This window comes from Aquimarina sp. TRL1 (genome assembly GCF_013365535.1).
In the GTDB taxonomy this organism is placed as follows: Bacteria; Bacteroidota; Bacteroidia; order Flavobacteriales; family Flavobacteriaceae; genus Aquimarina; species Aquimarina hainanensis.
In genome coordinates, this window is record NZ_CP053590.1 from 1,687,422 (window position 1) to 1,702,433 (window position 15,012).

The 15,012-nt window shown below is 35.0% G+C and carries 10 protein-coding genes; 6 read left to right on the forward strand and 4 right to left on the reverse strand.

Annotated features, from left to right (window positions below):
• Positions 1–46 precede the first annotated feature (46 nt).
• Positions 47–2,899 carry a glycosyl hydrolase gene (locus tag HN014_RS06820; protein WP_176028135.1) on the reverse strand — a complete coding sequence of 951 codons (2,853 nt, stop codon included), beginning with the start codon at positions 2,897–2,899 and terminating at the stop codon, positions 47–49.
• Positions 2,900–3,166: 267 nt separating this feature from the next.
• On the opposite strand from HN014_RS06820, the gene HN014_RS06825 reads away from it, so the two are divergent.
• On the forward strand, positions 3,167–4,459 hold the full coding sequence (locus HN014_RS06825) for an aminopeptidase P family protein (RefSeq protein ID WP_176028136.1): 1,293 nt from the start codon (positions 3,167–3,169) through the stop codon (positions 4,457–4,459).
• A 288-nt stretch (positions 4,460–4,747) separates the two neighbouring features.
• The gene (locus tag HN014_RS06830) at positions 4,748–5,131 is read left to right on the forward strand and encodes a hypothetical protein (protein WP_176028137.1); all 384 of its coding nucleotides are present in this window, start codon (positions 4,748–4,750) and stop codon (positions 5,129–5,131) included.
• Between the two features lie 12 nt (positions 5,132–5,143).
• Here HN014_RS06830 and HN014_RS06835 read toward each other — a convergent pair whose 3' ends face one another.
• Both HN014_RS06835 and brnQ read right to left on the reverse strand, forming a co-directional pair.
• Positions 5,144–6,487: a cytochrome-c peroxidase gene (locus HN014_RS06835; protein WP_176028138.1), complete on the reverse strand. Its 1,344-nt coding sequence runs from the start codon at positions 6,485–6,487 to the stop codon at positions 5,144–5,146.
• A gap of 397 nt (positions 6,488–6,884) precedes the next feature.
• Positions 6,885–8,159, reverse strand: coding sequence for a branched-chain amino acid transport system II carrier protein (gene brnQ / locus HN014_RS06840; protein ID WP_176028139.1), 1,275 nt, complete (start codon positions 8,157–8,159; stop codon positions 6,885–6,887).
• Positions 8,160–8,195: 36 nt separating this feature from the next.
• Here brnQ and HN014_RS06845 point away from each other — a divergent pair, with 36 nt between their 5' ends.
• Entirely contained in the window at positions 8,196–8,972 is a 777-nt protein-coding gene (locus HN014_RS06845; protein WP_176028140.1) for an alpha/beta fold hydrolase, read from the forward strand.
• Positions 8,973–9,153: 181 nt separating this feature from the next.
• Positions 9,154–9,399 carry a hypothetical protein gene (locus HN014_RS06850; protein ID WP_176028141.1) on the forward strand — a complete coding sequence of 82 codons (246 nt, stop codon included), beginning with the start codon at positions 9,154–9,156 and terminating at the stop codon, positions 9,397–9,399.
• 19 nt (positions 9,400–9,418) lie between these two features.
• On the opposite strand, the gene thiL is transcribed toward HN014_RS06850, so the two are convergent.
• Positions 9,419–10,465, reverse strand: a complete 1,047-nt coding sequence (gene thiL / locus HN014_RS06855; RefSeq protein ID WP_176028142.1) for a thiamine-phosphate kinase — start codon at positions 10,463–10,465, stop codon at positions 9,419–9,421.
• Positions 10,466–10,793: 328 nt separating this feature from the next.
• On the opposite strand from thiL, the gene HN014_RS06860 reads away from it, so the two are divergent.
• Together HN014_RS06860 and HN014_RS22780 are read left to right on the forward strand one after the other, a co-directional pair.
• Positions 10,794–12,035 (forward strand): choice-of-anchor B family protein, encoded by a 1,242-nt coding sequence (locus tag HN014_RS06860; RefSeq protein WP_176028143.1) that lies wholly within the window; start codon positions 10,794–10,796, stop codon positions 12,033–12,035.
• A 266-nt stretch (positions 12,036–12,301) separates the two neighbouring features.
• Complete coding sequence (locus tag HN014_RS22780) at positions 12,302–15,004, forward strand: choice-of-anchor B family protein (RefSeq protein WP_176028144.1); 2,703 nt, start codon at positions 12,302–12,304, stop codon at positions 15,002–15,004.
• The last annotated feature ends 8 nt before the right edge of the window (positions 15,005–15,012 follow it).

A 15,012-nucleotide genomic window follows, 5' to 3' on the forward strand; every position in this document is an offset into this window, starting at 1 on the left:
TTCTTACATTAATTATGTTTTTTTGACTTTTTTAATAGTATTCCCTTTATTTAATTTCAAATGGTGTACTCTTGGATACCCCGCCGGCAGTCACCTCTATGGTATAGGTTCCGGTAGGTAAATAATACTTTTCGTTTTTCTTCTTTTCTACTCTATCATCTGGAAATTCTTTTTCGATAGCTTTCTTCCCTTTTTCAGTAACTGATAAATCATAAGAAACATAGTTAAACCCTTTATCTGCAGTATGTGTAATTGTATGAATTACTGCTCCAGAAGCTGTTTTGATTTTTATATTTGCTTTTGCTGCTGCTGCTGTATAAAATTTAAAGATCGTTTCCGGTTCATAAGGTTCGAACCACTTACTCCAGGTAGTTCCCCATCGGGATGACCATTGTACCGGAGTAGTTGCAAAAACGCTAAGAGGAGTCGTTAGTTTTGATGTTTCGAGGGATTGTAATGGGGCTATATTTGTTTTATAAATACTTCTTCCATGCGTACCCAACAATAAATCATTTGCTTCTGATTGCACTACAATATCATGCACTGCTACACTGGGAACTCCATTGGAAAAAAGCTGCCATGATATTCCCCTATCCAAAGATACATAAGCACCATTATCCGTTCCGACATAGAGAATATGTTCATTTTTGGGATCTTCTTGTATTACATTTACAGGAGCTGAAGGAAGATTCGACGCAATACTTTTCCAGCTGGATCCATAGTCTTCACTAACATATAAATAGGTGGTGAAATCATCAAAACGGTACCCGTTTAGGCTTAGGTATACACGTTCTTTCTTATGTCTGGAAGCCACCACTCTGCTCACCCATAAATCAGAAGGTAATGTCCCAGAGATATCTGTCCAACTTCCTCCGGAATTTTTAGAAACATATACTTTTCCATCGTCACTACCCGTGTATAAAAGCCCAAACTGAAATGGAGATTCCGCAATGGTTGTCAATGTTCCATAGGCAACATTTCCTTTCTTTCCTCCAGCGGTCAGATCTTTGGAAATAGCTGTCCAATCATCTCCCTGGTTCATTGAGCGCATTAATTTATTCCCTCCGAGGTATAAAATATCCTGGTTGTGAGCTGATAACAGAATAGGTGTCTGCCAATTGAATCGATAAGGTGCTTCTCCTAATTCGTGTTTTGGTTGTATATACGTTCTCTTTTTTGTACTTCTATCAATTCTAAAATAGTTTCCGAATTGAAATCCGGTATATACTATATCTGAATTTCTATTGTCTATTTGTACCTGCATTCCATCTCCTCCTAATAAGCTTTCCCATGGATAATGACCACTCTGATGCCAGGACATATTCTCTCTTGCTGTACTAGAACCTACCCATACTCCATTGTCCTGTAATCCTCCATAAATATTATATGGTTTTTCATAGTCTACATTAATTGCATAGAACTGACCGACACTTGGTTGATTGGATTTTATCCAATTTTTTCCATCATCATAAGTAATATTCACTCCTCCATCATTTCCGTTGATCAGATGATTTGGATTTACAGGGTTAATCCACAATGCGTGGTGATCTGCATGGACATTCTCTCTGCTAATACTCGTAAATGTTTTTCCCCCGTCTTTTGATTTTAGAATAGGAACCCCGGAAATATAAATATGTTCTTTGTTTGCTGGATTCACTTGTATCTGACCAAAATAGTATCCGTAACTGTAATAGATATCATCCAGATAATCTAAATGTGTTTTTTTCCAGCTATTTCCTCCATCGTTACTTCTGTATACCTCTGCTCCGACAACCGGAGTGTCAAACAATAAGGAATTTGCATTTTCTAAGTACTTTGCCAAATCGATAGGTTTTACCGTACCATTTTTCACTAACTGCTTAACATTTTTGGCTCTGTATTTTTCCTGAAAACCATATGTTTTTAGGTATGCATTTAATTTTTTGTCTTCTAATTTCAAGAAATCAGCAGTACTCATTGTTTTAAAATCATCTTTGGTCAGATCTGCTGTTTTTTTTGCTTCTTTTTCTTTTTTTCTTCTAAACTGATTATCGTGAATTGCATATACTGTTTCCTCATCAAAAACAGCGAGTCCTATTCTTCCTACTCCTTCTCCGGTAACAAAACCACTTTGAGGAGTTGTTATTTTCTTCCAACTATTTCCACCGTCTGTACTTTTATAAATACCAGATCCAATACCATTCCCTGTAAAATTCCAAGCCTTACGATCCCTTTGCCAGGCTGCCGCATACATAACATTAAAATTATTCGGAGCATACGCTACATCAATGATTCCTGTGTGTTTATCTATAAAGAGTGTTTTTTTCCAGGTTTTTCCTCCATCAGTGGTTTTATAAATCCCTCTTTCTTCATTCGGAGAATATAAATGCCCCGCAACCCCTATAACAATCTCATCAGGATTTGTTGGATTTAATAGGATTCTTCCTATGTGATGAGAGTCTGTAAGACCTACATTTTTCCAGGTTTTTCCTTTATCATCAGAAGTAAGAACCCCGGTTCCTGCATAAGAAGATCTGGAGGAATTATTCTCTCCTGTACCTACCCACAAGGTGTGTTTTTTCCAATCTACAGCAATATCACCTATATTTATGGTTTCTGCAGTATCCATTACCGGATCAAAAGTAGTTCCGTTATTGGCAGTATACCACAATCCTCCGGATGCATAGGCTACATAAAATTCTGAAGGGTTTTTGGGATTGACATCCAAATCCACTACTCTTCCACTCATAACAGAGGGACCAATGTTTTCAAATGGAATGTTTTTAACCAATGATTGTTCTTCAAGCTGTTTTTTTTGAATCAGCGACTGTTGTATTGTTTCTGCAGAAGTCGGCTTTTGCTGGGCAAAAGTGGCACTTACAGAACAAGCGATCATAAAATAGGGTATAAATGACTTCATAAAATTGTTTTTTCAATAAAGAAATAACTCGTTAAAATTGATGTGATCATAGGCTAATAAGCTTATAATCAAGATTAATCGCCTGAAAATATGGATTGTTACTATTGTGTCAAAATTTTTACATATTGTTTAACAATTCATAGATATAGCTTTAGTATTTTTGAAAAAATTCAATAAGAAGCATCAATCTATCAGAATCCTGCGTTTTTCTTCGGCGAAGTATACTGATAGGTGCATCTGACATTAGTAAACAAAAAATACAGACATATGAAGTATCACCCGATAGACAGAAATCTTTTTATAAAAAACAGAAAGAATTTCATGTCTCAGATGAAACCAAATAGTCTTGCTGTTTTTAACAGTAATGATATTTATCCAATTAGTGCTGATAGTACCATGCCATTTGAACAACACAGGGATATTTTTTACCTAAGTGGTGTGGATCAGGAAGAGAGTATTTTGGTTTTGTTTCCGGATGCTCCGCATGAAAAACACAGAGAAATCTTATTTCTAAAAGAAACAAATGAGCATATTGCTGTTTGGGAGGGAGAAAAACTGACCAAAGAACGCGCATTTGAGACTTCGGGTATTAAAACTGTTTATTGGTTACAAGATCTGGAAAAAATATTTTTTGAGATCATGACACAGTGTGATACAGTATATGTAAATACGAATGAACATTACCGCTCGAATGTAGAAACTGAAACCAGAGAAGATCGTTTTACAAAATGGTGGAAAGCAAAATATCCTGCTCATTCTGTAGCAAAAAGTAATCCTATCTTACAAAGGTTACGATCTGTAAAAGATCCGATAGAATTGGATCTGATGCAGACCGCTTGTAATATTACAGAAAAAGGATTCAGACGATTATTAGGTTATGTAAAACCCGGAGTATGGGAATATAATCTGGAAGCAGAGCTGCTACATGAATTCGTAAACAACCGATCTAAAGGGTTTGCATATACACCTATTATTGCTAGTGGAAATAATGCCAATGTACTACACTATATAGAGAATAATCAAGAGTGTAAAGCCGGAGATCTCATCTTACTGGATATTGCTGCAGAATATGCAAATTATAAAAGTGACCTCAGCAGAACTATTCCTGTGTCTGGACAATATACAGAAAGACAACGTGCCGTATACGATGCAGTATTACGAGTTAAAAAAGAAGCTACTAAATTATTAGTACCAGGAACAATGTGGGCAGAATACCATGTAGAAGTAGGAAAATTAATGACATCAGAACTTTTAGGACTTGGATTACTGGATAAGGCTGATGTACAAAATGAAAACCCTGATTGGCCGGCCTATAAAAAATATTTTATGCATGGAACTTCGCATCATATTGGATTGGATACGCATGATTATGGGATCTTAACTGAACCGATGAAAGCGAATATGGTATTTACAGTAGAACCTGGAATTTATTTACCCGAAGAAGGATTTGGAGTTCGAATAGAAGATGATGTTGTTATACAAGAAACAGGAGCCCCCTTCAATCTGATGGAAAATATTCCTATAGAGGCAGAGGAAATAGAAGAACTTATGAATTCATAAATTATTGAACGAATATAAAATAAAAAGGGACTGTAAACAGTCCCTTTTTTATTGACCACACCAAAGGGTGTGCTACCCCAAGACGAGCTTTAAAATCGAAAATTTGTTTCCAACGAATGCTTCTTTTTTTAAGAGAGTTACTTAGTCAATTTGTTCACGGGTAAATCAGCTCGATAATCAGATAAATATCTTATTCAGAATATTGTTTATAATCACTACTCTTATTTCTTTGATGTATATCAGAATATTTATTAAAAACAGGCGTTTGCATCTATAAAAAAAAGGGTTATGAATCGTATGAAGCTAATGGCTGGACATCAACAAGTCATGCCGTATTTAGTTATAGAAAAAGCAGATGAGTTTGTAGAATTTATAAAGCGATTGTTTAATGCACAGGAAATGATACGCAGGGTAGATAAAAATCATAAAATACTACACTCAGAGGTACTGATAGGCACCAGTACATTAATTATTACTGAAGCGAATAAAAATTATCCCGCAGAGCAAATCTCCATGTATATTTACGTCAATGATTCTGATCAGGTATACTATAGGGGTATTGAAATGGGAGCAACTTCAGTAATGGCACCTATGGAAGAAAATGATGACACCAGAGTTGCCGGATTATTAGATCCTTTCGGCAACACCTGGTGGCTGACTACTTTGCAATAAAAACAGTATACATTAATCGCATCCTGTATCTATTTTTGACTGCTCATCATTATTAGGGAAACAATTTCCCGATCCTGTTTTTTCCGGAACATATCTGGTAAGATTAGGGTCTTTAAGCCCAGACTCGATAAAAGCAGTAATATCTATAATATCTTTTTCGGATAATTCTATATTTCCAAACTGGGGAGCCAGGCTTTCTTTGGGAACTTCATTGTTCTGAGGTACTCCCTTATTTTTGTAAGTAACCACATCTTTGACAGAAGTAAATGTTCCTCCATGACCATAGAATCCATGATCCGCTATATTATACAGTGTGGGTGTTTTAAACTTATAATTATCATTTGCATTTTTGGTAAAGCCTCCTCTACCTTTTTTCACTCTATCAAATCCTTCCATATCTGTAACAATCGCATCTGAAGCATTATCGAAATCTCCCATCCCGAAAGCATAAAACGCAACATCATTTAGTGCCGGTCCGGAATGACATTCATAACACTTTCCTTTACTAAAAAAGGCAATAGCTCCTCTCTTCTCCGCATCATTCATCGCTTTGTAATTCCCTTTTAGCCATTCTTGCCAGGGAGCTTGATTTGCTAGTAAAGTTCGCTCATATGCTGCAATTGCCAATGCAGCATTGTGTGTAGAATATCTGTCTTCTTCTTCTACTGATGGAAAAGCAGCATCAAACAAATTTTTATATCCAAAGGTGTTTACAAATTCTTCATCTACTTTTATTCTGTGAACTCCCTGTCCTTTGATTGCTTGTACCTCTACTCCTTGATGTCCTAAATTATTCTCAGGGATATTGGTCCAGCCAATCTCCGTTCCTGCATTGGTTCCGGTTCCTCCAAATTGTCCATTCCACAACATAATATCCTGATATGCAACATTTAATATTGTTGGAGATTTTATTGGCTGAATATCGAGCATATCTATAGGCATCCCTTCTGCTATGACTCTTCCTTCTCCACGTATACCAAAGCCTGAACCTCCTTCTCCTTTTCCTTGTCTAATCCCTGCAGCAAAACCTGCAGCAGCATGGTGACAAGAAACACAAGAGTAGGTTCCTTTCATTTTAGAAAATTTGGGACTCCCTCCTGTTGCGGTTTCATGAATTAATAATTTACCTAATTCTACTTTCTCTTTGGTAAGTGGGTTTAAGGGATCTTGAGGTATTTTTGAGAAATCCTCACTATCAGGAAGTATAAAATAGGATACTCCTTCATTATTAGAAACCGATTGTAGAATTTCTAACAGCTGATCGTCCACAATACTAGGACCCAGCGGATCATAATCATCATCATTACAAGATACTAACAATGCCATAAGCATCATCAAATAGGTACATTTTTTCATTTACAAAGTAATTTTTTCTAATAAATAATGTTTTAAAAAGGTATACACAAGATTTCATTATTCTTGTATATATCAGATTATCAACTGATTGATATCGACAACATGCACTTTCTCTTCGATTAATAAATTTTATAAAACAATGAGAGCATGTATCGTACTAACGATAGCCTTTAACTGGTGTAATAAAAAAAATGGGAATTTTTGATAAGCCTATATCAACAGAAAAATTAATGCAAAAGATTGTTCCTTTTAGAAAATAAACTTCCTAAAAACGAATTTTATGTCACTAAGCCCTATTGGATCACAATCACCATTAATGTATGATTATGACCACAATGAATTGTGTCATTTAATAAGTATTTTTCTTAAATAGATAGTAGTTTTTTCCCTTATACTTTTATTTATTTTTCCCCTTAAAGAAAATGTTAGTTACTGCAAATGTAATAATTACGGGGAAAATCCAAGCAAAATTATAAGAACCTAAGGGAAGAATTTCCAAAATTGGCTGTACAAACCCTTCATATCCTATTGCTACAAAGAAATCCAATGCACTAAATAGAATGGTTATAAATACGACAGATCTAAAAACAACAGGGGCTGAAAGCCTTTCTGGTAAGATATTCAGTATAATGAGTACAATTGTTACAGGATATAAAAACATCAAAGCAGGAATTGCTATTACAATAATATGATGAACATCAAATTGACCCACGATTACTCCTAATAAACAACCTATTATAGCTGTAATAACATATGCTCTTTGAGAGTTTCCAAAAAAAGATTTCATAAAATCAGATGTTCCGGTAACAATCCCCACTGCTGTTGTAAAACAAGCCAGAGCGACTAAAACACTTAACCCTACTCTCCCGATCGCTCCCAATGTCTCAAAGCTTAATCCCTGTAGTAATTCGGTTCTGCTAATCTGAGTATCAAAAAAAGAATTATATAGTGCTCCGGTATAGATCATCCCAGTATAAATAACTAACAGTCCGATACCGGCAATCATTCCTGCCGATCTAATCAGTTTTTTATTAGCGTTATAGTCTGTATCATATTTTGTCTTTACAGAAATAATAATTACTCCTCCGACAACTACGGCTCCAATAGCATCAAAAGTTTGGTAGCCTTCCAGAATCCCATTAACCAAAGGTGTATCAAATATAGATGGATTCATAGGAGTATGAGTAGAAAAAATACCAATAAAAATAATAGAAAGAATGACTAAGAAAATGATCGGAGTTAAAAATTTCCCCAATACATTTACTATTTTATTTCTATTGAGAACAAAAAACAAAACAAGCGCAAAATAAATACTACTGGTTAACCAGGAAGGTGTTCCCAGAAAAGGAGCAATTGCCATTTCATGTGTAACAGAAGCTGTACGCGGGGAGGGTAATACAATGGAAATACAATAAATTATAATACAGTATATATAGCTAAATAACGGAGATACTTTTTTTCCAAAATCAAATAAAGTTCCCTGTAGTCTCGCATGGGCTATAATTCCTAAAATAGGAATTATAACTGCCGAAATAATAAACCCAATAGATACCCATAACCATAGGTCTCCGGATTTTATACCAAGGTTTGGAGGAAGAATCAAGTTTCCTGCTCCAAAGAACATAGAAAATAGTGCAAATCCGGTAACAAAAGTTTCTTTATTTAACTGCATTTAATTAGGTTTAGCACTTAAATATAAAAGATACAAATGGATTTGACCTATAAAGGAGTAAAAATTAATTATGATACCAGGGGAGAAGGTGAAGCTATTGTATTTCTTCATGGTTTTTTGGAAAACAGCAGTATGTGGAATCAAATTACTCCACACTTTATAAATAAATACCAATGTATTACTATCGATCTTTTAGGACATGGAGCATCCGGATGTATAGGGTATATACATACGATGGAAGAAATGGCAAAGTCACTAAAAGCAGTATTAGACATCATTAATGTTGAGAAGGTAACATTAATTGGTCACTCTATGGGGGGGTATGTAGCCTTGGCATTTATAGAAGAATTCCCATTATATACAGATCGAATTGTACTTCTTAATTCTACTTCCTTTCCTGACAGTAAAGAACGAAAAATAAACAGAGAACGTGCTATACAAATTGTAAAAAATAATCCTCAGGCATATACAAGCATGGCTATTGCTAATTTATTTGCTAAAGAAAACAGAGCGCGACTTTATCAGGAGATTATAAAAATTAAGGAAGCAGCTTCCCAAACTCCATTACAAGGAATTATATCTGCTCTCGAAGGTATGAAAATACGAAAAGACAGAACACATATCTTATCTTCTTTCGAAGGAGAAAAAATAATGCTCGCAGGAAAAAAAGATCCTGTTTTATCCTTTGAACAGGCTATAGAAGAAAGCAACAGGTGTAAAGTAGATCTGATTGGTTTCTCAGGAGGACATATGACCTATCTGGAAAATCAATCCAAATTTTTGGAGAGCATGCAACAATTTTTAAAAATGTGAAAGTATCACTATAAGGCAATTTTTAGTATAATAGTTAATAACTGTGTGGATAAAAAGCATTGTTTTCACGTTAAAAAGACATAAAAAAGACTTATTTTTTAAAATTTCCTACATAAATCCTACATTAATCAAAAAAAAATAGTATTATTGTACTGATAATGAACTTTTAACAAAATAATAGATGAAATCCCCAACCCCAAATTCGTCATTTACCGTCTCTAAAATCTACTGTTCCCTTTTTGGTCATAGTTATAAATTATCCAAAAAAGTGACACATCATATTAAAGAATATACCTGTGCCCATTGTGGAGAGCAAGTAACCACAAACAGCAAAGGAAAACTGGAAATTATGACACCAAAACTAAAAGAAATAAATGAAGCTATCGCTTATGTACACGCTAAAAAACTGAAACGTGCAGAAGGATAAGCTTTCTTTTTTTAATTAATTATTCTTTAATAGGATTCCATCCTTGCGCTTTGAGCTCTATTTTCTCATTCGCTCTGGTTACTAAACCAATACCACTTTTCTCATCCACTATATGACCTATAACGGTAAGATTAGGGTTTGCCTTAATTTTTGGATAATCATTTTGGTCAATGGTAAATAGTAATTCGTAATCTTCACCACCGTTCAAAGCAACTGTTGTACTATTTAGATTAAACTCTTCTGATGTAGAAATAACTGCAGGATCCAATGGAATTTTATCCTCGTATAAATTAACCCCTACTTTAGAACGGGTACAAAGATGTATTACTTCTGAAGAAAGACCATCACTAATATCAATCATACTGGTTGGCTGTACCTCTAGTGCTTTTAATAAACCAGGCATGTCTTTTCTTGCTTCAGGTTTTAATTGTCTTTCTATTAAATAAGAATACTGATCTAAATCTGGTTGTACATTTGGGTTTACCTTAAAAACCTGTTTCTCTCTTTCCAAAACCTGCAATCCCAGATATGCAGCACCAAGATCTCCTGTTACCACTAATAAATCTCCGTCTTTCGCTCCATTTCTATACACGATAGCATCTTCTTCGGCGAAACCAGTCGCGGTAATACTTATAATTAATCCCGAAGTAGACGATGTCGTATCTCCTCCTATAACATCCACGTTATATAATTTAGCCGCTGCGTATATTCCCTCATATAATTCTTCTAAAGCCTCTAAAGTAAACCGATTAGAAACAGCAATAGAAACCGTAATTTGAGACGCCGTAGCATTCATGGCGTAAATATCAGAAAGATTGACCATAACAGCTTTATACCCTAAATGTTTTAAAGGTACATACGCCAGGTCAAAATGAACTCCTTCTACTAATAAATCTGTAGAAAGCACACATTTTTTTTGATTAAAGTCCAAAACAGCAGCATCATCACCTATACCATATAAGGTAGATGGCTGAGAAATTGTAAAGTTTTGGGTTAAATGTTCTATCAATCCAAACTCTCCTAATTCTGATAATTGTGTACGGGGGGTGTTCTTGTCTTCAATCATGCTGCAAAGGTAGCCAAGAAAGCAAATTTAACTAAAGAAAATACAAAAAAATACACTTCTTATTTTTCTGAGTAAACTGTCTAGATATAAGTATATAAAACCATATACAGGAGACAAATGTTAATTTCAGAATCATTCTCAAAGCATTTAAAATTTGATTATTGAATAAAAAAATGATTTAAAACAAAAAAACGTATTTAATTGATAATCAAATATTTTGTATTTTTAACAACCATAAAAGTACGTTATTACCATAATTTCAAGAATTAAAAAAACATTTTTGTTTGCATATTCTGGTGAGAATCTTTCTTTTTTAGTCCCAAACCTTATGAAAAAAAACCTACTATCTCCCCTTCTAAGTATCATCTGTATATTATTCTGTAATTGTAGTAGAGATGATACTTCTGGTAATGAACAAATTATAGAAATGACTAATCAGGGAGTAATTCCCTGTGAAAATGGAATCGCAGCTGGTAAGTATCCTTGCAAAGAATACGATTTTGTTTCCCATATTACACTGGAACAAATTAATGCCGAAACCGGAAATGATAGCTGGGGATGGACTGATCCTGTAACCAATAAAGAATATGCACTAATTGGTCTCGATAATGGAACTGCATTTATAGATATATCCATACCAGAAAGCCCACGATATATTGGCAAATTACCAACCGCTACCGTATCCAGTTCCTGGAGAGATGTCAAAGTATATAATAATACTGCATTTATAGTGAGTGAGGCAAAAGGACATGGTATGCAGGTATTTGATTTAACTAAATTGCGAAATGCCGGAGAAGCAACAACCTTTACTGCAGATGTACATTATACCGATTTTGGTAGTGCTCATAATATTGTTATTAATCCACTATCGGGATATGCTTATGTGGTAGGAGCAAAAAACCTCAATGGTTCGCAAGCTTTGTACAATGGAGGACCTCTTTTTATAAATATACAAAATCCGCTAGTTCCCAAAAATGAAGGAGGATATGCAGAAAAAGCATATAGCCATGATGCGCAGGTAATCACTTATAACGGACCTGATCCGGATTATATAGGCAAAGAAATATTAATCGGAAGTAATGAAAACGAATTGGCTATTGTAGATATAACAGATAAATCTAACCCAATAGCAATATCTACTATTAGTTACGCTCAGGTTGGGTATACACACCAAGGGTGGTTTACCGAAGATATGAAGTATTTTCTACTTGGAGATGAACTGGATGAGACAAGAGAAGGATTTAATACCAGAACTATTATTTTTAATATGGAAGACCTGGATGTTCCGCAGGAACATATGATGTTTACAGGGACAACCTCCGCGATTGATCACAATGGATATGTAAAAGGAAACTTGTTTTATCTAGCTAATTATCAGGCAGGAATGCGGGTTATTGATATTTCTGATCTCGCAAATAAAAACATTGCCGAAATCGGCTTTTTTGATACTTTTCCTACTAGTAATGCTGCTGATTTTAAAGGAGCATGGAATGTATATCCCTTTTTCAAAAGTGGCAATATTGTGATTAGTGATATCAATTCAGGTTTTATACTAGTACGCAAAAAATGATAAAAATTTAATATATGAAGCATTGATTATTAAAAAGTTATATATTTGTAATTATTATATACCCCTTAAAACCAAATGTATGAAATCAAACCTTCCTTTTCCACCCCTTTATTTTTTAATTCGTAAAAACGTTCTATAATCTGCAAAACGTATTTTTCATTAACATATAAAATATACTTAAAAAGAATACTAATTAAAACAAATTCCTGCCTATGAAATAAACACAAATAATCATTTTTAAAATCTAACACACAATCACAAACTCAATGAAAACTTTTAAGACTACATTATTATTAATGTGTACAGTCTTTCTTGGCTATGCACAAACTCCATGTGTCAATGGAAAAGCAGGGAACTACCCCTGTAAAGGTTACGACCTGATGTCACATATTCCCTTATCAACAATGAACGCCTCTATGGGTAATGATAGCTGGGGATGGACAGATCCGCAAACAGGAAAAGAATACGCTATTATAGGATTAAATAACGGAACTGCATTTATAGATGCTTCCAACCCAACTAACCCTGTTTATTTAGGAAAATTACCAACCGCTACCAGTAATAGTACTTGGAGAGATATCAAAGTATACAAAGATCACGCATTTATCGTTAGTGAAGCATCAGGACATGGAATGCAGGTTTTTGATCTGACCCGTTTAAGAAACGTGTCAAACCCTCCACGTACCTTTACCGCAGATACCAGATATACAGAATTCGGAAATGCGCACAATATCGTTATTAACGAAGATACTGGATTTACCTATGTTGTAGGAGCACAAAGAAATTCGGGACCTTATAAAGGAGGGCCCCTTTTTATTAATATTCAAGATCCTAAAAATCCTAAAAATGCAGGTGGGTTTTTATCAGGCGGACAAAGAGCCTATACTCATGATGCACAAGTAGTAACGTATAATGGTCCAGATCAGGACTATGTAGGAAAAGAAATTCTTATCGGAAGTAATGAGATAGAAATCGTTATTGCAGATATCACAAACAAATCAAACCCTAAAACAATTTCTACTATCAAGTATTCTGATGTAAAATATACTCATCAAGGATGGTTCACAGATGATATGAGATATTTTATTCTAGGAGATGAATTAGATGAGCAAGGTGTAGGGTTTAACACTAAAACTATCATTTTTGATTTTCAAGATTTAGACAACCCTAAATTCCATTTCAACTATTTTGGTCCTACTGCATCCACAGATCATAATGGATATGTAAAAGGAAATCTCTTCTACTTAGCGAATTATCGCGCCGGATTACGGGTCATTGATATCAGCAATATCGGGTCTAAAAACATGACAGAAGTTGGTTATTTCGACTCCTATCCTTCTAGCAATAGTGTTACAATGGATGGGGTATGGAATGTGTATCCTTATTTCAGTAGTGGAAATATCGTAATTAGTGATATTCAGGGAGGTTTCTTCTTAGTCAAAAAAAGCAGTGGCTCTTCTTGTCAGGCAACAACTCCAACATCTTTAGCAACTACCAATGTCAATGCTACATCTGCATCCCTGAGCTGGGGAGCTGTATCTGGTGCTACATATGATATCAGATATAGAAAAACAGGAACATCTTCCTGGACAACCAATGCTGTTTCTGCTACTTCTACTACCTTATCAGGTCTTACCGAAAATACGGAGTATGAAGCACAAGTACGAAGTAAATGTTCTTCTAATCAAACATCAAACTATAGTAGTTCAGTACGATTTACTACAAAACAGGTACAGATCACCTATTGTGCCTCTAATGGAAAAACTACTTCTGATGAATACATCAGTAATGTTAATCTTAGAGATATCAATAATACGACAGCAGCTTCTTCAGGAGGTTATGGAGATCACACTTCGGTATCCACAGAATTAAAAAAAGGAGATACTCATACTATTTCGATAACACCTACCTGGACAGGAACTGTATACAATGAAGCATATAGCGTGTGGATTGATCTAAATCAGGATGGAGACTTTACTGATCAGGGAGAGCAAGTGTGGACACAAAGTGCCACAAAAAACAGCCCTGTTACAGGAAGCTTTACCATTCCTTCTAATGCAGCAGAAGGAGCTACCAGAATGCGGGTTTCTATGAAGTATAATGGAATTCCTACTTCCTGTGAATCTTTCCAATATGGAGAAGTAGAAGATTACACCGTTATCCTTACCAAAGGAAATGGTGGTGGTGGAGAACCAGGATGTACAACGGGAATTTCTTCATTTCCATACTCCGAAAGCTTTGAAAATAGTATTGGTGCCTGGACACAGTCAACAAATGATAATCTGGATTGGACTGTAGATCAAAATGGTACACCTTCTAGAAATACCGGGCCATCATCTGCAGCACAAGGTAGTTATTATATCTTTGTAGAGGCTTCTTTTCAAGGAACAGGCTTCCCTAATAAACAAGCAATTTTAACCTCTCCTTGCTTTGATTTATCCAATGTTTCTGCCGCAACATTCTCTTTCTCTTATCACATGTACGGTTCTTCCGATATGGGAGATATTAAGTTAGAAGCCAGTACTGATGATGGGGCAACCTGGTCAGAACTCTGGAGTAAAACTGGAAACCAAGGAAATTCCTGGAATACACAAAGCGTTAATTTGTCTTCATATGCGGGACAAGGAGTGAAACTGAGATTTAACAGAACCACAGGAGGAACCTGGCAAGCAGACATTGCTATTGATAATATTTCTATTAGAACAGGAAGATCTGCTTCAAAACAATTTGATGTAGAAGAAATCGGTTCATTATTTATTTATCCAAATCCGGCAACAGGAAATATCTTAAACGTTGTAACAGGAAGCGATGAAGATTTCACTTTTGAAATAAGAAATGTCATTGGACAAAAAATAAAAAGTGGCGCTTTAAAAAATAGCATCGATATTTCTAACTTAAGAACCGGAAACTACTTCTTAAAACTCGAAACAAAAGATCAAGTAGTAACCAAACGATTTGTAAAAAAATAGTTTGTTAA

Excerpts from the sequence above, each read along its gene's own strand:
- HN014_RS06820 (WP_176028135.1), bottom strand. The coding sequence starts at position 2,899 with ATGAAGTCATTTATACCCTATTTTATGATCGCTTGTTCTGTAAGTGCC.
- HN014_RS06825 (WP_176028136.1), top strand. The coding sequence starts at position 3,167 with ATGAAGTATCACCCGATAGACAGAAATCTTTTTATAAAAAACAGAAAG.
- HN014_RS06830 (WP_176028137.1), top strand. The coding sequence starts at position 4,748 with ATGAATCGTATGAAGCTAATGGCTGGACATCAACAAGTCATGCCGTAT.
- HN014_RS06835 (WP_176028138.1), bottom strand. The coding sequence starts at position 6,487 with ATGAAAAAATGTACCTATTTGATGATGCTTATGGCATTGTTAGTATCT.
- brnQ (WP_176028139.1), bottom strand. The coding sequence starts at position 8,159 with ATGCAGTTAAATAAAGAAACTTTTGTTACCGGATTTGCACTATTTTCT.
- HN014_RS06845 (WP_176028140.1), top strand. The coding sequence starts at position 8,196 with ATGGATTTGACCTATAAAGGAGTAAAAATTAATTATGATACCAGGGGA.
- HN014_RS06850 (WP_176028141.1), top strand. The coding sequence starts at position 9,154 with ATGAAATCCCCAACCCCAAATTCGTCATTTACCGTCTCTAAAATCTAC.
- thiL (WP_176028142.1), bottom strand. The coding sequence starts at position 10,465 with ATGATTGAAGACAAGAACACCCCCCGTACACAATTATCAGAATTAGGA.
- HN014_RS06860 (WP_176028143.1), top strand. The coding sequence starts at position 10,794 with ATGAAAAAAAACCTACTATCTCCCCTTCTAAGTATCATCTGTATATTA.
- HN014_RS22780 (WP_176028144.1), top strand. The coding sequence starts at position 12,302 with ATGAAAACTTTTAAGACTACATTATTATTAATGTGTACAGTCTTTCTT.